At 65.6% G+C, this 20257-nt stretch carries 18 protein-coding genes; 13 read left to right on the plus strand and 5 right to left on the minus strand.

Features of this window, described 5'->3' with window-relative positions; translation table 11 throughout:
• Positions 1-18: 18 nt before the first annotated feature.
• Positions 19-474 (plus strand): universal stress protein, encoded by a 456-nt coding sequence (locus BJL86_RS07270; RefSeq protein ID WP_067472975.1) that lies wholly within the window; start codon positions 19-21, stop codon positions 472-474.
• A gap of 68 nt (positions 475-542) precedes the next feature.
• On the opposite strand, the gene BJL86_RS17110 is transcribed toward BJL86_RS07270, so the two are convergent.
• From BJL86_RS17110 to BJL86_RS07285, 4 genes are all read right to left on the minus strand, one after another.
• Positions 543-707: a hypothetical protein gene (locus BJL86_RS17110; RefSeq protein WP_156515247.1), complete on the minus strand. Its 165-nt coding sequence runs from the start codon at positions 705-707 to the stop codon at positions 543-545.
• 328 nt (positions 708-1035) lie between these two features.
• Entirely contained in the window at positions 1036-3552 is a 2517-nt protein-coding gene (locus BJL86_RS07275) for a HelD family protein (protein ID WP_156515246.1), read from the minus strand.
• Positions 3553-3703: 151 nt separating this feature from the next.
• Complete coding sequence (locus tag BJL86_RS07280) at positions 3704-4774, minus strand: DoxX family membrane protein (protein ID WP_067472972.1); 1071 nt, start codon at positions 4772-4774, stop codon at positions 3704-3706.
• A gap of 136 nt (positions 4775-4910) precedes the next feature.
• Positions 4911-5597 (minus strand): MBL fold metallo-hydrolase, encoded by a 687-nt coding sequence (locus BJL86_RS07285; protein WP_067472970.1) that lies wholly within the window; start codon positions 5595-5597, stop codon positions 4911-4913.
• 264 nt (positions 5598-5861) lie between these two features.
• Between BJL86_RS07285 and uvrA the strand changes: the two genes are divergently transcribed.
• Entirely contained in the window at positions 5862-8933 is a 3072-nt protein-coding gene (uvrA, locus tag BJL86_RS07290) for an excinuclease ABC subunit UvrA (RefSeq protein ID WP_067472967.1), read from the plus strand.
• 47 nt (positions 8934-8980) lie between these two features.
• Here the strand turns inward: uvrA and BJL86_RS07295 are convergent, their stop codons facing one another.
• Positions 8981-9382 carry a DUF1844 domain-containing protein gene (locus BJL86_RS07295; RefSeq protein WP_067472965.1) on the minus strand — a complete coding sequence of 134 codons (402 nt, stop codon included), beginning with the start codon at positions 9380-9382 and terminating at the stop codon, positions 8981-8983.
• Positions 9383-9746: 364 nt separating this feature from the next.
• Between BJL86_RS07295 and infC the strand changes: the two genes are divergently transcribed.
• The 11 genes from infC to BJL86_RS07350 all read left to right on the plus strand — a co-directional run bounded on the left by infC (position 9747) and on the right by BJL86_RS07350 (position 20241).
• Positions 9747-10337 carry a translation initiation factor IF-3 gene (gene infC / locus BJL86_RS07300; RefSeq protein WP_067472962.1) on the plus strand — a complete coding sequence of 197 codons (591 nt, stop codon included), beginning with the start codon at positions 9747-9749 and terminating at the stop codon, positions 10335-10337.
• A 65-nt stretch (positions 10338-10402) separates the two neighbouring features.
• Positions 10403-10597, plus strand: coding sequence for a 50S ribosomal protein L35 (gene rpmI / locus BJL86_RS07305; protein ID WP_067472959.1), 195 nt, complete (start codon positions 10403-10405; stop codon positions 10595-10597).
• A 74-nt stretch (positions 10598-10671) separates the two neighbouring features.
• On the plus strand, positions 10672-11052 hold the full coding sequence (gene rplT, locus BJL86_RS07310; RefSeq protein ID WP_067472956.1) for a 50S ribosomal protein L20: 381 nt from the start codon (positions 10672-10674) through the stop codon (positions 11050-11052).
• 33 nt (positions 11053-11085) lie between these two features.
• Complete coding sequence (locus BJL86_RS07315; protein ID WP_067472953.1) at positions 11086-11934, plus strand: TrmH family RNA methyltransferase; 849 nt, start codon at positions 11086-11088, stop codon at positions 11932-11934.
• Positions 11935-12026: 92 nt separating this feature from the next.
• Positions 12027-13082, plus strand: a complete 1056-nt coding sequence (gene pheS, locus BJL86_RS07320; RefSeq protein WP_067472951.1) for a phenylalanine--tRNA ligase subunit alpha — start codon at positions 12027-12029, stop codon at positions 13080-13082.
• A gap of 60 nt (positions 13083-13142) precedes the next feature.
• The gene (pheT, locus tag BJL86_RS07325) at positions 13143-15632 is read left to right on the plus strand and encodes a phenylalanine--tRNA ligase subunit beta (RefSeq protein ID WP_067472948.1); all 2490 of its coding nucleotides are present in this window, start codon (positions 13143-13145) and stop codon (positions 15630-15632) included.
• Positions 15625-16473 (plus strand): bifunctional hydroxymethylpyrimidine kinase/phosphomethylpyrimidine kinase, encoded by an 849-nt coding sequence (gene thiD / locus BJL86_RS07330; protein ID WP_067472945.1) that lies wholly within the window; start codon positions 15625-15627, stop codon positions 16471-16473. The genes pheT and thiD overlap by 8 nt, the downstream gene beginning before the upstream one ends.
• Before the next feature lie 68 nt (positions 16474-16541).
• Positions 16542-17576 (plus strand): N-acetyl-gamma-glutamyl-phosphate reductase, encoded by a 1035-nt coding sequence (argC, locus tag BJL86_RS07335; protein WP_067472942.1) that lies wholly within the window; start codon positions 16542-16544, stop codon positions 17574-17576.
• A 34-nt stretch (positions 17577-17610) separates the two neighbouring features.
• Entirely contained in the window at positions 17611-18012 is a 402-nt protein-coding gene (locus BJL86_RS07340) for a hypothetical protein (protein WP_156515245.1), read from the plus strand.
• Between the two features lie 7 nt (positions 18013-18019).
• Positions 18020-19033, plus strand: coding sequence for an acetylglutamate kinase (gene argB, locus BJL86_RS07345; protein WP_414836060.1), 1014 nt, complete (start codon positions 18020-18022; stop codon positions 19031-19033).
• Positions 19030-20241, plus strand: a complete 1212-nt coding sequence (locus BJL86_RS07350) for an acetylornithine transaminase (protein WP_067472936.1) — start codon at positions 19030-19032, stop codon at positions 20239-20241. Before argB ends, BJL86_RS07350 begins: the two co-directional genes overlap by 4 nt.
• Positions 20242-20257: the final 16 nt, after the last annotated feature.

A 20257-nucleotide genomic window follows, 5' to 3' on the forward strand; every position in this document is an offset into this window, starting at 1 on the left:
GAAAGAAAGGGTTCGTCCATGGCCACGTACTCCAAGGTGCTTGTCGGGACCGATGGATCGGAGACATCGCTCAAGGCTGTGACAAAGGCCGCCGAAGTCGCCGAGGCGCATAACGCCGAACTTCTCATCGGTTGCGCATACACCCCGCTCGAATCCCGTGCCAGTGCTGCGGCGGCCGACGAACTCGGCTCTGATGCCTACCAGATCCAAGGTGATAATCCCGCTGTTGACATTGTTCGCGCAGCTCGGGAGCGGGCTGTCGCCGCCGGCGTCCCAGCCGACCGGGTCACCACCAAGACTATCGAGGGCGGTCCGGTCGACTCGCTCATCAAGCTGACAAAGACGCAAGGTATCGACCTACTCATTGTCGGAAACCGGGGGATGAACTCCTTCGCCAGCCGCATATGGGGGTCCGTCCCCGGCGACACTGCCCGTCGTGCCGACTGCGACGTGCTCATCGTCCACACGACATAGGGGACCGCAAGCGGAGCAGTTTCGTTTTAGGCGGACCCCGCGCCGATCCGGCGACGGGAACTGCAATTTCAACAGAAGTTTTCCAGCCCGGCGTCATAGACTGTGTCCGCGACCTGCCTGGCATCGGTGTCTGGAACCAGCGACGCCACGGACTCTGCGACAGGCAAAATTTCCTCGATACGATCCGACTTTTGAGACTCGCCGCCGCCGGCGGCGCAGACATTTGATGCCAAGGTCGCCAATGTATCTGAAACGGGCGCCGGGAGATCTCCCAAGCCCGCCTGCGCGAGTGCATCATCGAATCCCTCGCGATGAGAAGTACGTTCGCGTTCCGTCGATGGCGAAGCGGCACTTCCCGAGGAGGCGGACGCGGAAATCGACGGGGGAGCAGGGGCGCTCTCGTCGCCCCCACAACCCGACAGTGCGACGCCCACGGCCAGTAGTGCAAAACTCGCGAGCGCCCGGATCGAGGTGAGCCGTCGACCTGGGCCGAAGGTTGCCGATACAGATTCCACACCAGGGAGCCTATAAGACGGCCGCCGCCGAGAGAGCAGAAACCCGCTAGCCATTCGCGGCAAGCTCTACAGGGACCACGCCGTCAAAGACGATGTGCAGCTGTTGCGTGGCACGCGTAAGAGCGACGTACAAATCCTGCATGCCTTGGATCGATCCACCGGTGATCTCGTCGGGACCCACCACGACGACGTGGTCGAACTCCAAGCCCTTGACCCTGCGGACATCTTCGACCTGAATCAGCCCTGCTTCTTCTGTAGAGGCAGAAAGTATGGAATTCAACTCGGGTAGCCGTGAGAGCTGGGCGCATCGCTGTGCCGTCGCGACGATCGCAGTGCTTCGGCCCTGCTCCAAGGACGAAAGAATGGACATCAACGTCGCATCGACCGCGTCCGAATCTTCAAGCTCGACATCGTGCCAGCCCACCGGATACCGACCCTCGCGGACCGGGCGCGGCGAGGAGATCGTTTCGTTAATCGACCGAAGCAGATTGTCCGCGACGGCGGTGATCGTCGCCGGGGTGCGGTAATTCACCGTGAGCTCACACAGCTGCCAACGATCCTCTACATATGGTGACAGCGCCTGCCCCCACGTGTCGACGCCGGCGGGATTGGACGTCTGCGCGATATCGCCGACGAGAGTCATCCACCTGTTCGGCGAGCGACGCATGACCATGCGCCACGCCATCGGGGACAACTCCTGGGCTTCGTCGACGATGACGTGACCGAATGCCCAGGTCCGATCCGCCGCGGCGCGCTCTGCCACCGTGAGGTCCGAATCGGCACGATTTCGTCGCGCCAGCGCCTCGGCGTCGACGATGTCGTACGCGGCGAGAATCTCCGAATCGGTGTCCTCGAACTCCATGTTCGCCGAGCCCTGGAGGATCTCCAGCGCTTCCTCGGCCTGCCGCAACTGTTCCTGCCAGGCCCGTTCCTCTTCCTCGCGTTCAGCCTCGGAATCGACACCGAGGATCTCCGCCAGTTCGTCGATGAGGGGAACATCGGCAGGAGTAAAAGAATGCCCGTCGGCGCGGAACAGCGCCTGCTGATCCTCCTCGACGTAATCCGAGGCCGCCGAGGCGATCGACTCGCGGGAGGACAGTAGGTCCGCCAGGACGTCCTCGGGTGCGAGAATCGGCCACCACTGATCGATCAATTCGGCAAGTTCGTCGTGATCTTCCAGTTCGTTGCGGACGTTCGCGAGATCATCGGCGGTGAGGAGATTGCGTTCAAGCGCCTCGGGCCCGCCCTCGTCGATCCGGGCGACCTGTCCGCCCTCGGCGACAACGTCGACGAGCCCGGAATCGACTGCCGCGTCGAAGTCCGGGTCGGAAAACAGCGCGGCCTCGCGGGCCACGGATTCCGCGTCGCCCGCCGTCACGTGAAGGGGCCGTCCAACGACGTCCGCGTACACGTCGGTGAGCTGATCGAGTAGAACGTCGACAAACGCCGGACGAGCCCTGTTGTGCGGCTTACGCGACATCCGTGCACGTCCACGGGCCTTGCGGACCATCGCGGGAGTGATTTCGAGGGAGACTCCGTCGACCGAGATCTTGGTTCGCTGGCTGGGGGAGGACTGCCGGTTTTTGACGGCACGTTTGAGGATCTCGACCATGTCCTCGGACCCCTTGACCTCCTCTGCGTGTTCGTGCTCGGAGCCGACGGCCTCGATACCCGGATACAGGTCACCGATGGTGCGGAGGACCACTCCGGACTCACCGAGGGACGGCAGGACACGTGCGATGTAGTCGAGGAACGTCGAGTTCGGCCCCAGTATGAGCACGCCGCTGCGGTCGAGCTTTTCGCGGAACGTGTAGAGCAGGTACGCGGCGCGGTGGAGCGCGACGGCGGTCTTGCCCGTTCCGGGACCGCCCTGCACCACGATGACGCCACGGTGCTGGTTGCGAATGATCTCGTCCTGTTCGCGCTGGATCGTGGCGACGACGTCCGTCATGTGGCCGGTGCGTGCCCTGTCCAGCGCCTCGAGCAGCGCCCCTTCCCCTGCTACGTCCGCCGTGTCGAGCTCCTTCGCTCCGGAGCGCGCGGCCAGGTCGGCATCGAGGTATTCGTCGTTGATTTCGACGACTTTGCGGCCGTGGGATCGGATATGACGCCGCCGCTCGATGCCCTCCGGGCGGGCCGCCGTCGCGAGGTAGAACGGACGCGAGAGATCCGAGCGCCAATCGAGCAAGAGCGGGGTGAGCTCTGCATCGTCATCCCGGAGGCCGACGCGGCCCACATAGTTCGTCGATCCATCGGTCGCGTCGAGCCGACCGAAGCACAAACCCATATTCGCGGCGCGGTAAGTCGCGAGCTCCTGGGTATAGAGGCGAATGTAGGACTCTCGCTCCGAGCGGGCCTGAGGCGTCCCGCCGCCGGCGGAATGTGCCTCGTCGAGACGGCGCCTCGCCGTCGACTTGAGGTCCTCCAGGCGGTCGTAGAGGCGCTCCATATAGTTCTGCTCGCTGGGCAGGTCCGGGTGAGTCAAAGTGTGTTGCGCCTCCTCGACATCCGACGTGGACGTGACGATCCAGCCTACGTGTTCGCGCGCTTCGACAGCGGACATCGTGGCCCTTCCGGTAATTCAACTCGTCGCGGCGAAGAAACATTCCCGGTCCTGTCCAGGGAACGGGGAGATCGTTCTCACACCGACGAAAAAAGACCGTCCCACCCGGCGGGCCGGATGGGACGGTCGGAAGCGCTGGTGCGCTCGGGCCTTACTTACCGGCCTTCTTTGCGGCCTTCTGGGCGCGCTTCTTCGCCTTGTCCGCACGCTTCTGAGCCTGCTTGCGGTACTTCTTGCCCGACTTCTCGGCCTCCTTCGCGCGCTTGGCGGCTTCTTCACGAAGCGCCTTGCCGCGGGTCTCGGCCTCCGAGCGGAGGTTGAGCGCAGAGCTGCGTGCCGAATCGAGCAGCGGGGTCGCGTTCGCGCGCAGCTTCTCCGACTGGCCCTTGACATCCACCTCGGAAAGGCGCGTGCGGGCGTTGTCGAGGAGCGCGCCGGTGTCGGCGTTCTGCACGCGCTCGGACAGGTTCTGCCCGGCATCGGACGCCTTATGCGCGAGGGAGGTGGCCGCAGTCGTGGCCTTCTCGCTCCACACCTTTGCGTTATCGGGAAGATTTTCGCCGACGTTCTCGGTCACGTTCGACAACGCCTGCGAGGCATTGTGCGACTGGTCGCCGACTGTGCCGGCGAAGCTACGGGCATCCGAGCCGATGGACTGGGCCGTCGACTCGAGCGCGCTGCGAAGCGAGCGAGCCTCGCCCTTGATGGCGGGCAGCGCCGCGGAAACCTCTCCGCGAGCAGCCTGCGCGCGCCAGCGCAGACCCGGCTTGCCCTGGGTGTCCTCGGCCGCGAGGAAGAGGCCACCAAGGAGCGCGGCATCGGTAGCGAGGCCGACGAACTTCGTGTCCGAGCCCGACAGCGCTCCACCGGGGGTGTCCGAGAAGCGCGCGACCATCGTCGGCGCGTGCGCGGCCGCGAGCACGGTCGCCGACAGGCGCGGCGCCTTGCCGATGGCGAACAGCGCGCCCGCGCCGATCTTTACCGCGGCGAGGGCACGGACGGCGTTCTTCGAAGTGGAGTCGGCCTGCGACTGGACCTTGGCGGCCTTGTCCGCTGCGGCCTCGCCGGCCGGGGTGGACGGCGCAGCCTTCTCGGTGTTCTTCGCGATGCGGTTGACGGCCGGCGCGGTGGCCGCAGCACGCTCGCCGGGGCTGCGCAGCACGGAGACGCCGTCGAGGATGAATACCGAAGCAAGCATCGGTCGGGCGATAAAGCGAATCATTCGTTATCTCCTATAGTAGGGAACTTACTCCACGGTAGTGGTACCACCGTACGTCGTGCAGAAACGGCTGGACATGGGCGGATCGGTGGGCGATCGGAGCCCTTTTCGGGCGCATCGATCACGGCACCAGCGAAAGTTACCAGCCGCGTTCGCGCCACTCGCCAAGGTGTGGCCGCTCGTTCCCGAGCGTGGAATCGTCGCCATGGCCGGGGTGGAAAGCGACTCCGTCGTCATACCTGGCGAAAATACGCGATTCGAGGTCGTCCATGAGCGAGGTGAATGCCTCGGGCGTCGGTGTCTTGCCCGGACCTCCCGGGAAAAGCGAATCGCCGGTGAAGATGTGGGTCTCGCCGCCGTCGTCCAGAACGAGCGCCGCGCCCTCGGTGGTGTGCCCGTGGAGGGTGATCACCTCAAGCGATATGCGCCCGCATGCGATGGAGTCGCCGTGGCGGACCACCTCGTCGGTGGGGACGTGGATGTCCGCGGCGTCGCCTGCGGGGGCCATCGTCTTCGCGTCGAATTCGGTGACGATCTCGCGCAGCGCCAGCCAGTGATCGGCATGCGAGTGTGTCGTGAACACGACCAGCCCGCGCATCGACCTGTAGCCACGCAGGAAGCGGATGAGCTCGGTGGGATCGTTGGCCGCATCGATGAGGAGGACCTTGTCGGAGTCCTTGCACTCGACGAGGTAGGCGTTATTGTTCATGTCGCCGAGCGAAATTTTTGTCACCAGCGCGTTCGGGGTGGAAAACTGCGCCGCAGTGAGTCGCTCGGGGAGATGACCGGTGTATTCGTCGAGCAAGGTGATGTCGTCGGTGCTCATACAACCAAGATACCGGCCCGGCTGTCATCAGACACCGAATAGAGAATTAGAGCGCCAGAACGTGTTTCGGAGCTCGCCGCGCTCACCGCGCTGGCGCTAGGGAAAAACCCCCGAGTATGACGTCGCGCGTAATTGTCGGACCCGGCGGGTAAATTGCATACGGGTGCCTTGAGGGCTCGCCGAGTTGCGGCGGGCACCGGCGTGAAATCGGCGCCCATACCGCGGGGAAGGTTTCCCGCGGGCCGTATTACTTAGGAGTGGAAGTTGATCGATCGGCTGGTAGTCCGCGGCGCCCGCGAGCACAACCTCAAGGGCGTGGATATCGACATCCCGAGGGACTCTCTCGTGGTGTTCACGGGCCTGTCCGGTTCCGGAAAGTCTTCCCTCGCCTTCGATACGATCTTCGCCGAGGGGCAGCGCCGCTACGTCGAATCGTTGTCGGCGTATGCCCGCATGTTCCTCGGCCAGATGGACAAGCCGGACGTGGACTTCATCGAGGGGCTTTCGCCGGCGGTGTCCATCGACCAGAAGTCGACCAACCGAAACCCGCGGTCGACTGTTGGCACGATTACCGAGGTCTACGACTACCTCCGCCTCCTGTACGCCCGCGCCGGCACTCCGCATTGCCCGACGTGCGGCGAAGTCATCGCGCGGCAGACGCCGCAGCAGATCGTGGACCAGATCCTCGAAATGGAGGAAGGCGCGCGGTTCCAGGTGCTCGCGCCCGTCGTTCGTACTCGTAAGGGCGAGTTCGTCGATCTCTTTGAGGATCTCGCCTCCCAGGGTTACGCCCGCGCGATGGTGGACGGGGAGCGGATCCAGCTCAGCGAACCGCCAAAGCTCAAGAAACAGGAAAAGCACGATATCGACGTCATCGTCGACCGGATCTCGGTAAAGGCCTCTTCGAAGCAGCGCATCACCGACTCGATCGAGACCGCGCTGCGCCTGGCAGAAGGCATCGTCGTCGCCGACTTCGTCGACCTACCGGATGATGATCCGAACAGGGTGCGTAGCTTCTCCGAGAACATGGCGTGCCCGAATGGTCATCCGATCGGTATCGACGAGATCGAGCCCCGCACCTTCTCCTTCAATAGCCCCTATGGCGCGTGCCCGACGTGTGATGGGCTCGGCTCCCAGCTCGAGGTCGATCCGGATCTGGTCGTGCCGGACCCAGAGCGTTCTCTCGCGGGCGGCGCGATCGCGCCATGGACCGGTGGGATGTCCCAGTCGTATTTTCAGCATCTGCTGAAGGGACTTGCGGACCATATGGATGTGTCCATGGACACGCCCTGGAACGAGCTGCCGGAAAAGGTGCGCAAGGCCGTTCTCGGCGGCGCGCCGATCAAGGTGCGGGTGAGTTTCAAGAACCGCTTCGGCCGTTCGCGCTCCTACGACGCCAAGTTCGAAGGCGTCATGCCGTTCCTCAAGCGCCGTTTGTCCCAGACCGATTCCGAATCGCAGAAGGAGCGGTACGAGGGATATATGCGCAATATCCCGTGCTCGTCTTGTGGCGGTACGCGGCTTCGACCGGAGATCCTCGCGATCACCCTCGCCGGCGCCGAGGGGGAAGACAAATCGATCTCCGACGTGACTCGGATGTCCATCGCCGACTGCTCGGCGTTTCTCAACAAGCTCACGCTCGGTAAGCGTGAGGAGATGATCGCGGGGCAGGTGCTCCGCGAGATCCAGGCGCGGTTGACCTTCCTTCTCGACGTCGGGCTCAATTATCTTTCGCTCGACCGTGTCGCAGGGTCTCTATCGGGCGGTGAGGCGCAGCGCATTCGTCTCGCGACGCAGATCGGCTCCGGACTCGCGGGCGTGCTGTACGTCCTCGACGAGCCGTCGATCGGTCTCCACCAGCGCGATAACCGCAAGCTCCTCGATACGCTCCAGCGTCTGCGGAACCTCGGCAATACCCTCATCGTCGTCGAGCACGACGAGGACACGATCCGCGCCTCGGACTGGATCGTCGACATCGGGCCGCTCGCGGGCGAGCACGGCGGCAAGGTCGTGCATTCGGGTACCTACAAGGAGTTGATGAAGAACTCCGAGTCGCTCACGGGCGATTACGTCGCCGGGCGCAAGTCGATTCCGCTGCCTGAGCGCCGTCGGGCCTCGAACCAGCCGCGGTCGTTATACGTGCGTGGTGCGCGGGAAAACAACCTTCGCGATATCGATGTGCGGTTCCCGGGCGGCGTGCTCTGCGCGGTGACAGGCGTGTCCGGCTCCGGGAAGTCCTCTCTCGTCAACGACATCCTCGCGACCACGCTGAGTAACCAGCTCAACGGAGCGCGCCAGGTGCCGGGGCGTCACCGCCGCATCGACGGCGTCGACGATTTCGACAAGTTGGTCCAGGTTGACCAGTCGCCGATCGGACGCTCGCCGCGGTCCAACCCGGCTACCTACACAGGTGTCTTCGATAAGATTCGCGGCCTGTTCGCGGCGACCAACGAGGCGAAGGTGCGCGGCTACGGGCCGGGCAGGTTCTCGTTCAACGTCAAGGGCGGTCGTTGCGAGGCATGCCATGGCGACGGAACCTTGAAGATCGAGATGAACTTCCTGCCAGACGTCTACGTCCCCTGCGAGGTGTGTGGCGGCGCCAGGTATAACCGGGAAACCCTCGAGGTCCACTACAAGGGGAAGTCGATCTCCGAAGTTCTCGAGATGCCGATCGAGGAGGCGGCGGACTTCTTCGAGCCGATCACCTCGATCCACCGGTACCTCAAGACGTTGACGGAGGTCGGCCTTGGCTACGTTCGTCTGGGGCAACCTGCCACAACGCTATCCGGGGGTGAGGCACAGCGAGTTAAGCTCGCAGCCGAATTACAGAAGCGGTCCACGGGTAAGACCGTCTATATCCTCGACGAGCCGACCACGGGGCTCCATTTCGAGGACATCAATAAACTCCTGCGCGTGCTGCAGGGGCTCGTAGACAAAGGCAACACCGTCCTCGTCATCGAACACAACCTCGATGTCATCAAGTGCGCGGACTGGGTCATCGACATGGGGCCCGAAGGCGGCAGCGGTGGCGGAACGTTGGTCGCCGAGGGAACTCCCGAGCAGCTGGCGAAGGTGTCGGAGAGTTACACCGGACAGTTCCTCAAGGAGATCTTCGCCGGAGCACACCCGGTGCCGGTCGAGGTCTACGAGGAGGATGCCTCACGGGCGGCGGCTCCGGCGAAGAAGGCCGGTGCGCGGAAGTCGGCGGCGAAGAAGTCGGCGGCAAAGACTACCGTCGCCAAGACGCCCGCGAAGAAGGCGGCGGCGAAGAAGGCGGCCCCTGCCACGGAGAAAAAGGCCCAGTCTGCGCGCTCGAAGGCGCGCAAACTGCGCTGAGGAGTCGGCGGCGCCGGTCCAAGACCGGGCGCCGCGATAGCCGGGGTCTAGTACACCTTGCCCGTGAACTTCTCGCCTGGTCCCTGTCCTGGCTCGTCAGGGATCGCGGAGGATTCGCGGAAAGCGTGCTGCAAGCCCTGGAGCCCATTGCGGATATTGTTCGCCTGCGGGCCAAGGTACTCGGCCGAACCGGCGACGAGACCGGCGAGAGCGTCGATAAGCCGGCGAGCCTCGTCTAGGTCGAGGTTGGGGCTTGAGGCGGGATCATCTGAAGACAGGCCGAGCTTCTCCGCCGCTGCACTCATGAGCACCATGATCGAGCGGAGGATGACCTCCTGCGCGGGAACGTCGGCAAGCTCGAACACGTCGACATCGTGCTCGCCATCGGAGTGCTCGCCGTGCGCAAGCAGATCATCGAGATTGATATTGGGATCGCGTCCTTCGCTCATGCCTCAACTGTGCCACGCGCGCGGGCGCGCAGGGAAAACGCAGGCGGCAACGCGCGCAACGGTTTGGGTTGTAGGCTGACCGTTTGCTAGTGTTGCACCACGACTAGAAGAGTGCGTCCTGTCCTGGGGTGCAACTCACGCAAGTGGAGCCTGCTCCCACCATCCGGCACCGTACACTCGGAAGCTTGGTGGTCCATCGCAACCTCGCTCGAATCCATCGGGCGTGGTCCAGCGGTGCACGCAGGCCCATCTTTACGCAGATGGGCCTTTCGCATTTGTGTGTGCGGGATCCCCCGCGCAGCGTCTGCGGGTGCGGGGCCATTTGCTACGTCGACCAGTGAATTGGCACTACTGAGGAGGCCCCATCAGCAACGAAGCCCGCATTAACGAACGAATCCGCGTCCCCGAGGTCCGTCTTGTGGGTCCGGGAGGCGAACAGGTCGGAATTGTTCGCGTAGAAGACGCCCTGCGTCTGGCTTACGAAGCTGACCTCGACCTAGTCGAGGTTGCACCGAATGCACGCCCCCCGGTGGCCAAGATCATGGACCACGGCAAGTTCCAGTACGAGGCAGCGCAGAAGGCGCGCGAGGCTCGTAAGAACCAGCAGCAAACCGTGGTCAAGGAGCAGAAGCTTCGCCCGAAGATCGACGACCACGACTACGAGACCAAGAAGGGCAACGTCGTCCGTTTCCTCGAAAAGGGCTCGAAGGTCAAGGTCACGATCATGTTCCGCGGACGCGAGCAGTCGCGTCCGGAGCTCGGATTCCGCCTTCTGCAGCGTCTCGCCGACGACATCGTCGATTACGGCTTTGTCGAGACGAACGCCAAGCAGGACGGTCGCAATATGACCATGGTCGTCGCTCCGCACCGCGGTCAGAAGACCCGTGCGAAGGCGCAGGACGCGAAGTCCCGCGGCAACAGCGGAAACAAGACGGCCGAGTCCGACGCGCAGTAGCGCGCCCAAACCGAAAGCGCCCGCACCAGTGGCGGGCGCCCAGCAAGAGTGTCAAAGGATTTCCAATGCCGAAGATGAAGACCCACAAGGGCACCGCAAAGCGCTTCCGTAAGACCGGTAAGGGCAAGCTCGTCCGCCAGCAGGCCAACCGTCGCCACATCATGGAGAAGAAGCCGACCAAGCGCACCCGTCGCCTGGACGGACGCACGGCAGTCGCAGACGCCGACGCTCCTCGCATCAACAAGCTTCTCGGCCAGTAAGAACCGGCCGCTTCAAGAACATTCCGGCTGTGCAGCCTCGAAAGGCGCCGGCCCCGTAAGAAAAGGAATTACCCGTGGCACGTGTAAAGCGGGCGGTCAACGCCCAGAAGAAGCGTCGTACAGTTCTCGAGTCGACCAAGGGCTACCGCGGTCAGCGTTCGCGCCTGTACCGCAAGGCCAAGGAGCAGATGCTCCACTCGATGACCTACAGCTACCGCGACCGTCGTCAGCGCAAGGGCGACTTCCGCAAGCTGTGGATCCAGCGCATCAACGCCGCTGCGCGCTCCAACGACATGACCTACAACCGTTTCATCCAGGGCCTCAAGGCCGCCGGTGTCGAGGTCGACCGCAAGATCCTCGCCGAGATCGCCGTGTCGGACCCGGCCGCGTTCACCGCGCTCGTCGAGACCGCCAAGAAGGCGCTTCCCTCCGACGTCAACGCGCCGGCTGCGTAACGCGCCCACACGCGTAACGAAGGTCGAATGCCCATGGCATCGAACTCCAGCGGACGACCCGCGGACCCGTTCACCGAACGGACTCCGCGGGTCGTTTCTGCATCCAAACTCCACCGCGCCGCCGCCCGCCGCAAGGCTGGAGCGTTCCTCGCCGAGGGCGCCAACTCCGTCGAGGCTGCACTCGGCGCAGGAGTAACAAGAGAAGTATTTATGACGCCGGACGCGCTCGATCGCTACGGCCCACTCGTCGGCGCGGTCACTCATGCAGGGATCACGCTGTCCGCCGTCACAGAGCGGGCGATGTCGGGACTGTCGGCGACCGTGACCCCACCGGGGATCGTCGCCCTCTGCCGGTCCATCGTGCACGACGCGTCCGTGCCCGCCGAGGAGATCGACGCCGGCGCCCGTCCTCGGATCGTCGCGATCGGCCAGGCCCTGGCCGAACCGGGCAACGTCGGAACCCTGATCCGAGCCGCCGACGCGCTGGGCGCCGACCAGGTGTGGCTCACCGCGGACTCCGCGGACCCGGAAGGCCCCAAGGCGGTGCGCGCCTCGGCAGGTAGCGTGTTCAACATGCCCGTCGTGCGCGGCATCCAGGTCGCCGACGTGGCAGTGCGCGCCTCCGATGCCGGGCTCTCGCTGCTCGTGGCCACCGGCGACGGGAACATCGACATCACTTCGCAAGAGGGGCGGATGTTGCTGTCGGCGCCCACCGCGTGGGTGTTCGGCAACGAGGCACACGGGGTCGCTGCCGAGTTGCGCGACGCAGCGGATGCGCGGGTGCGGATTCCGTTGCGAGGCCGCGCCGAGAGCCTCAACATCGCCACCGCTGCGGCAATCTGCCTCCACTCCAGCGCCATCGCACATCCACCTGCTGGATAGCTGCCCCTCATCCATTACTCTGGGACACTATCTAGGGTCTTCGCATGGCGAAAAGCGCGAGGGCGGGGAACGTCGAAAGGGAGTGGACGACCGTGGCAGGTGATCGAGCGCCCGAGAACATCGAGGTGTCCGAGGACTCGTTGAACGCGCACGCGGAGGCCGCGGCGGCGGCGTTCGCGGCGGCCGGGGACCTTGAAGAGCTCGCCGCAGCCAAGTCCGCCCATCTCGGCGACAAGAGCCCCATCGCTCTCAGCCGCCGGTCGCTCGGTTCCCTTCCGAAGGAAGAGAAGGCAGCCGCCGGAAAGGCCGTTAACGCCGCGCGCGGGCGCGCACAGCAGGCATTCGACGAGCGCAACGAAACCCTCCTTGCCGAACGCGACGCGGCCGTACTCGTCGCCGAGACCCTCGACCTCACGGTGCCGTCCGCGCGTGCGCCGCGCGGCGCGCAGCACCCGGTGACGATCATCTCCGAGCAGGTGGCCGACGTATTCGTCGCGATGGGATGGGAGATAGCGGAAGGGCCGGAAGTCGAAAGCGAGTACTACAACTTCGACGCGCTCAACTTCCTTCCCGATCACCCAGCCCGCACATTGCAGGACACCTTCCACGTGGCACCGGAGGACAGCCGTCAGGTGCTTCGCACCCACACCTCGCCGGTGCAGATCCGCACGATGCTCCATCATGAGCCGCCGATCTACGTCGCCTGTCCTGGGCGGGTGTTCAGGACCGACGAGATCGACTCGACCCATACCCCGGTGTTCAATCAGGTCGAAGGACTAGCGGTCGACAAGGGGCTGACGCTTGCGCACCTGCGCGGCACGCTCGACCACCTAGCCCGCGCCATGTTCGGCCCCGATTCGCGCACCCGGATGCGACCGAATTACTTCCCATTCACCGAACCGAGCGCCGAGGTCGACGTCTGGTTCCCGAACAAGAAGGGCGGCGCCGGCTGGGTCGAATGGGGTGGCTGCGGCATGGTCAACCCCAACGTGCTCACCGCGTGCGGTGTGGACCCCGAGATCTACTCGGGCTTTGCATTCGGCATGGGGCTCGAGCGCACGCTGCAATTCCGCAACGGCATTTCGGACATGCGCGACATTATCGAAGGCGACGTCCGCTTCTCGCTCCCGTTCGGCGTGCGCGCCTAGCGCCTCCGGCGTCATACCCGATTCCTATCCACCCACCGAAGCGAAAGGCGGGCACCCACCGTGCAGATCGCACAGTCCTGGCTGACGGAAATCCTGCAGCGAGCCAACGAAGGTTGGTCAGTGAGCCCAGCGGAGCTCGACGCCGGATTCGTCTCCGTCGGGCTCGAGGTCGAGGGCGAACCCGAGGCGCTGCCGGAGATTACCGGCCCACTGGTCATCGGGCGCGTGCAGTCGATCGAGGAGCTCGAGGGATTCAAGAAGCCGATCCGCTTCTGCCACGTCGACGTGGGTAACGACGCGCCGCAGGAGATCGTGTGCGGCGCGCGCAATTTCGCCGAGGGCGACCTCGTGGTGGTCGCGTTGCCGGGCACCGTGCTGCCCGGGAACTTCGAGATCGGCGAGCGCGTGACCTACGGGAAGCCGAGTGCAGGGATGATCGCCTCGGCGAAGGAACTCGGCATCGGCAACGACCACAGCGGCATCATCACCCTCCGCGAGGGGACCGCCGAGCCGGGCGAGTCCGCCGCGGACATGCTCGGTTTGGACGACACCGTCATCGAGCTCAACATCACCCCGGACCGCGGTTACTGCTTCTCTGCGCGCGGCCTTGCACGCGAACTCGCCTGCGGCTTCGATCTCGACTTCGCCGAGCCCGCCGGCGAGCTCGGTCTCGGCGACTCCGAGGAGGCCTGGCCCGTCCGCATCGACGACGACGTCGACACGGTGCGGTTCGCCGCGCGCAAGGTCACCGGAATCGACGCGCGCGCCCGCACTCCGTGGTGGATGGTCAAGCGGCTGCTCACCTCGGGCATCCGCCCGATCTCGCCGGCCGTCGACGTCACGAACTACGTGATGCTCGAGCTCGGCCACCCGATGCACGCCTTCGACGCCGACGCCCTGCAGGGCGGGCTGCACGTGCGCTTCGCCGGTACGGGCGAGAAGCTCGTCACCCTCGACGATCAGACCCGAACGCTCGATTCCGGCGACGTCGTGATCTGCGACGCCCGCGGGCCGATCTCGCTCGCCGGCGTCATGGGCGGAGCCGACACCGAGGTGTCCGACGACACCACGAACGTGCTGCTCGAAGCCGCGGTGTGGGAGCCGCTGCACATCTTCCGCACCATTCGCCGGCACAAGCTGCCCAGCGAGGCGGGCAAGCGCTACGAGCGGTCGGTCGACCCCGGCATCACCATCGCCGCGCTCGACCGCGCGGCGACGCTCCTCGCCGAGATCGCCGGCGGCACCGTCGAACCGACGCTCACCGACATCGGCGGCGTCCCCGAGATGCCGACGATCGAATTCCCGGCCGTGCGCCCCGACGAGGTCGCCGGGGTCGACTATCCGGCCGGAACGTCCGAGCGGCGCCTGCGCCAGATCGGATGTGAGGTCGCTGCGGGTGGCGACGGAGTGCTCTCGGTGACCCCGCCGTCCTGGCGCACCGACCTGAGGATGAACGCCGACCTCGTCGAGGAGGTACTGCGCCTCGAGGGGCTCGAATCGATCCCGTCGATCCTGCCGCAGGCGCCGTCGGGCCGCGGACTCACCGCCTCCCAGCGCTCCCGCCGCGCGATCGGGCATGCCCTCGCGTACACGGGCCACGTCGAGGTTATCGCGTTCCCGTTCCTCAACCCCTCGGTGTTCGACGCGTTCGGCCTCGACGCCGACGACCCGCGCCGCAACACCATGGAACTGCTCAACCCCCTCGATGCCGAGCAGGCACATCTCGCGACGACCCTCCTGCCACCCCTTGTTGACGTCGCACGCCGCAATCTCGCGCGCGGTCGCCGCTCGCTGTCGATGTTCTCCATTTCGCAGGTCACCCGGCGCACTTCCGATACGCGCAGGATCGAGGTATTCGACGTGACCAAGCGGCCGTCGAACGCCGAGATCGAGGAACTGAACGGCTCGCTGCCGTACCAGCCGCTACACGTGGCAACTCTGTACTCCGGCGAGCGCGCACCCGCCGGACACTGGGGTGCGGGACGCGACGCGGACGCCCTCGACGCGGTCGAGGCCGCGCGCGAGGTTGCTCGGGGCGCCGGCGTCGACATCGAGATCCGCGCGGCGCAATACGCGCCGTGGCATCCTGGGCGCTGCGCGGAAATCATTGTGCGGGACGAGCGCGGCGAGCGCATCGTCGGACACGCCGGCGAGCTGCACCCGGCGGTGCTCGAGCGCCTGGAGCTGCCGAAGCGCACGAGCGCGATGGAGATCAACCTCACCGAGCTCGGCGTGGGTGAGGTGCTCCCGGCGCCGGAGATCTCCGCGTACCCCGCGGTGCTGCAGGACGTCGCCGTCGTCGTCGACGCGGACGTGCCGTCCTCGGCCGTGCGCGACGCTCTCGCGGTAGGTGCGGGAGAGCTGTGCGAGAGTGTCGAGCTTTTCGATGTCTTCACCGGTGAGCAGGTGGGAGAGGGAAAGAAGTCCCTCGCGTACGCGCTGAGCTTCCGCGCCGCTGATCGCACGCTCACCGAGGACGAAGCCAGCGAGATGCGCGACTCGGCAGTGCGCGCGGCGGGCGACACGTTGGGGGCGGTCCTTCGTGGCTGAGCCCGCGAACGCCGAAGTCGCCGACGCCGCGCCCGTACCTAGGGTGTTGTCCATCGCGGGCACCGACCCCACCGGCGGAGCGGGACTGTTCGCGGACCTCAAGGCGATCTCCGCGATGGGCGGATACGGCATGGGCGCGATCACCTCGATCACCGCCCAGAACACCACCGGCGTGCAGGGTGTGTTCCCGCAGCCCGTGGAGGTGCTGCGCGCACAGCTCGAGTCGATCTCCGCGGACGTCGCCATCGACGCGGTGAAGATCGGCATGCTCGGCGAGGCCGAGACGGTGCGCACCGTGTCTGCGTGGCTCGAGTCCGAGCGCCCGCCGATCGTCGTCATGGACCCCGTCATGGTCGCTACGACCGGCGGGAAGCTGTCCACGGACGACGCGACACTTGCTCTCGTCGAACTTGCGCGGAGTGTCTCGATCGTCACCCCGAACGTCCCCGAACTCGGCGTCCTCGTAGGGGAGGACACCGCGCCGGGGATCGACGACGTCATCCGTCAGGCGACGAAGGCGCACGAGGAGCTCGGCGTCGCCGTGCTCGCCACGACCGGCGACCTCGAGGACGCCAGCCACGCCGACATTCTCGTCAACACCCGCGGGGGCGCGCTCGACGTCGTCGAACTTCCCTTTACACGTGTAGAGACGCCCCACACCCATGGCACGGGTTGCTCGATGTCCTCTGCCCTCGCCACCGCGCGGGTCATCAGCGAAGACTGGCAGCAGGCCTACGCGCGCGTACGGCCGTGGATGGACGGCGCGCTCCTCGGCGGGCTGGATCTCGACGTCGGCCAGGGGAGCGGACCCCTCGACCACAACTGGTACCTCCACGCATGACGGCGGAGCGTGCCACACGTGGTGCGTAAGTAGTTGCAAATCAACGTAAAATATTGCACAGTGGGCGCATGACGATTTCACTTGCAGTTGCCGGAGCGTCGGGTTACGCCGGGGGAGAGCTCCTTCGTCTCCTTCTCGACCACCCGGGGGTCCGTGACGGCAGCATAGAGATCGGCGCCCTCACTGCGAACTCCAACGCCGGCCAGCGCCTCGGCGATTCGCATCCCCACCTCATCCCGCTCGCGGACCGCGTGCTGGAGGAGACCACTCCGGAAATTCTCGCGAAGCACGATGTCGTCTTCCTCGGTCTCCCGCACGGTCATTCGGGCGAGATCGCAGCGCAGCTGTCGGAGGACACACTCGTTGTGGACCTTGGCGCCGACCATCGCCTCGCCGATGCCGCGGACTGGGAGAAGTACTACGGCACCGAGCATGCGGGCACCTGGCCGTACGGGCTCCCCGAACTTCCCGGCCAGCGCGAGATTCTCGCGAACACGAAAAAGATCGCGGTTCCCGGCTGCTTCCCGACGGGCGCGACCCTCGCGCTCATGCCGGGTGTCGCGCGCGGCTTGTTCAGCGAGCAGATCACGGTCGTGTCCGTCACGGGAAGCTCGGGAGCGGGCAAGGCCGCCAAGGTGCCCATGCTCCACGCGGAGGTCCATGGTTCGGCGAAGGCCTACGGCGTCGCCGTGCACCGCCACATCCCGGAGATCACCCAGAACCTCGGTGGACTCACCGACGCTCAGCTCAAGGTCTCGTTCACCCCGGTACTGGCGCCGATGGCCCGGGGGATCCTCACGACCGCCGTCATCCCCACCAGCCATTCGGCCGAAGAAATTCGCGCCGCCTATGCGGAGGCGTATGCCACCGAGCCGTTCGTCCATGTGCTGCCTGCCGGCCAGCAGCCCATGACGGCGAACGTACTCGGTTCGAATTGCGTGCAGATCGGCGTGGAGGTGGACGCGACAGCCGGAACGGCGATCGTCACCTCGGCAATCGACAACCTCGCCAAGGGCACGGCCGGTGGGGCGATCCAGTCGATGAACATCGCGCTCGGGCTCGAGGAGACCGCAGGTCTTCCCCTCGTCGGTCTCGCGCCGTAGGGCCCGGATTCGGATGATGCCTCGGCTCGAAGACGTGACCGAACTGGAATCGGTAGATGTGCGGCTGCTTTCGCTGCGGCCCGGCACCACCGCGCGGATTGACGTCGCCGGTCCCGATCGAACGGCGGAACTTGCATGGACCAGGCAGAAGGCGCACTCGAGATCGCTGCGCGCCATTGTCGTCACCGCGGGGTGCCCGTCGATCCCGGAACGCGGGTTCGATGTGGTCCACCGGATCGTCGAATCGGCGGCGAAGATCGTCGGCGAATCAGGCGGCACAGAGGTCGGTGCCATCGATGTGGCGATCTGCGGCGTGGCCGACCCTGGCGAAGCTGCGGAGAGTATCGCGCGAAGCGATGGTCCGTGGGAGCTTCCCAGTCTCGGCGGTGCGACGTTACGAATCATCCCGGGCGCGGACCGCGCACAACAGGAGTAGAGGACAGATGATTTCCGAGGGAAAGGACACGGCCATGGGCGAGCCGACGGGGGAGAACGTCCTCGACTCCGCGCCGGGACGAAGCGCGGCGGCCGGCGCGGACGACGGCATCGCAGAGGTGTTGGAGGGGCTCTCGCCTTATGTTCGGGCAAACGTGCTCGTCGAGGCGCTGCCGTGGTTGAAGAAGTTCGGCGACAAGATCATCGTCATCAAATATGGCGGTAATGCGATGGTCGATGCGCGCCTCAAGGCGGCATTCGCCGAGGACATGGTTTTCCTGCGCACGTGTGGGATGAAGCCAGTCGTCGTGCACGGCGGCGGACCCCAGATCAACGCGATGCTCAGCAACCTGGGCATGGAGGGCGAGTTCCGCGGCGGGTTCCGTGTCACGACCCCGGAGGTGATGGAGGTCGTGCGGATGGTGCTGTTCGGCCAGGTCGGGCGAGAATTGGTCGGGCTCATCAACGCCCACGGGCCGTACGCGGTCGGAATTTCCGGTGAGGACGCCGGCTTGTTCACCGCCGAGAAGCGTTACGCGACGGTCGACGGGGAGCAGGTCGACATCGGGCTCGTGGGCAACGTCGTCGAGGTCAACCCGGGCGCGGTGATGGACATCATCGACTCCGGCAGGATCCCAGTCGTCTCCACGATCGCGCCGGGCCCCGGTGGGCAGGTCTACAACATCAATGCGGACACCGCCGCGGCCCCGCTCGCGACTGCGCTCGGCGCGGTGCGTCTGGTCATGCTCACCGACATCGAGGGTCTCTACGCGGATTGGCCGGACAGGTCCTCGTTGGTGTCATACCTCGGGTCCGAGCGTCTTCGTGAGCTTCTTCCGAGCCTCGCCTCGGGCATGATCCCGAAAATGGAGTCCTGCCTGCATGCGGTCGAGAACGGGGTGGAAGCCGCGCAGGTCATCGACGGGCGAATTCCGCATTCGGTTCTGCTGGAGCTGCTCACCGAGGGCGGGATCGGGACGATGGTCACCAATGGAGATCACGACGTAAGGAAAAGGGCATGAGCGTTTTCGCGCTGAACAACTCGCTCAAGGAGCGGTGGGCCGCGGCCCTGATGAACAACTACGGCACTCCCGAGGTCGAGCTTGTTTCGGGCAAGGGGGTCGTCGTCACCGACAGCGAGGGGCACGAGTTCATCGACTTGTTCTCGGGCATCGCGGTCAACGCGCTCGGGCATGCGCACCCGAAACTCGTCGAGGCCGTCACCGAACAGGTCTCCACCCTCGGGCATGTGTCGAACATCTACATTCACCCGCGCACTGTGGAGCTCGCCGAGCGGCTCGCGAAAGCGGTCGACACGGACAAGCCGGTGCGCACGATGTTCTGCAACTCCGGCACCGAGGCGAACGAGGCGGCGTTCAAGATCGCTCGCCTCACGGGCCGTTCCCGCACGCTGGCCGCCGAGCGCGGGTTTCACGGGCGGACGATGGGCGCGCTGTCGATCACGGGGCAGCCGGATAAGCGCGAGCCGTTCGAGCCGTTGCCGCCGGGCGCCGAATTCTTCCCCTATGGGGACATCGCCGCTCTCCGTGCGGTCGTTGAATCAGGCGATCCCAACGACGTAGCCGCGATCTTCGTCGAGCCCATCCAGGGCGAGGCCGGAGTCTTCGATCCGCCCGAGGGCTACCTTCTCGATGTTCGGCGCCTGTGCGACGAGTACGGCATCCTGCTGGTCTGCGACGAGGTGCAGACGGGCATCGGCCGCACGGGCAAGATGTTCGCCTCGCGCGGAGCCGGCATCGTGCCCGACATCATTACCGTCGCCAAGGGGCTCGGTGGGGGACTGCCGATCGGTGCAGTCCTCGGCATCGGCCGCGCCGGCGAGCTGCTTCAGCCCGGCCAACACGGAAGCACCTTCGGCGGTAACCCGATAGCCTCGGCCGCTGGACTCGCGGTGCTCGACGTCATCGAATCCGAGGGGCTGGCCCATCACGCCTATCGACTGGGCAAGCTTGTGACGGCGGAGGTGGAGATGCTCTCCCATTCGTTGGTTGCCGGCGTCCGTGGCCGCGGGCTGCTCCTCGGAATCGTGCTGGAGAAACCGGTCGCCGCGAAGGTCGTCACCGCAGCCCGCGAACACGGATTCATCGTCGGTACCGCCGGTGCCGACGTCGTCCGCCTCGCCCCGCCCCTGATCATCACCGAGGACCAGCTCGCGTCGTTCACCGCAGCGCTTCCGTCGATCCTCGACGCCGTGACCAGCGGCGAATAACTTCCCAAAAGGACAC

This window comes from Dietzia timorensis (assembly GCF_001659785.1).
GTDB classification, from domain to species: domain Bacteria; phylum Actinomycetota; class Actinomycetes; order Mycobacteriales; family Mycobacteriaceae; genus Dietzia; species Dietzia timorensis.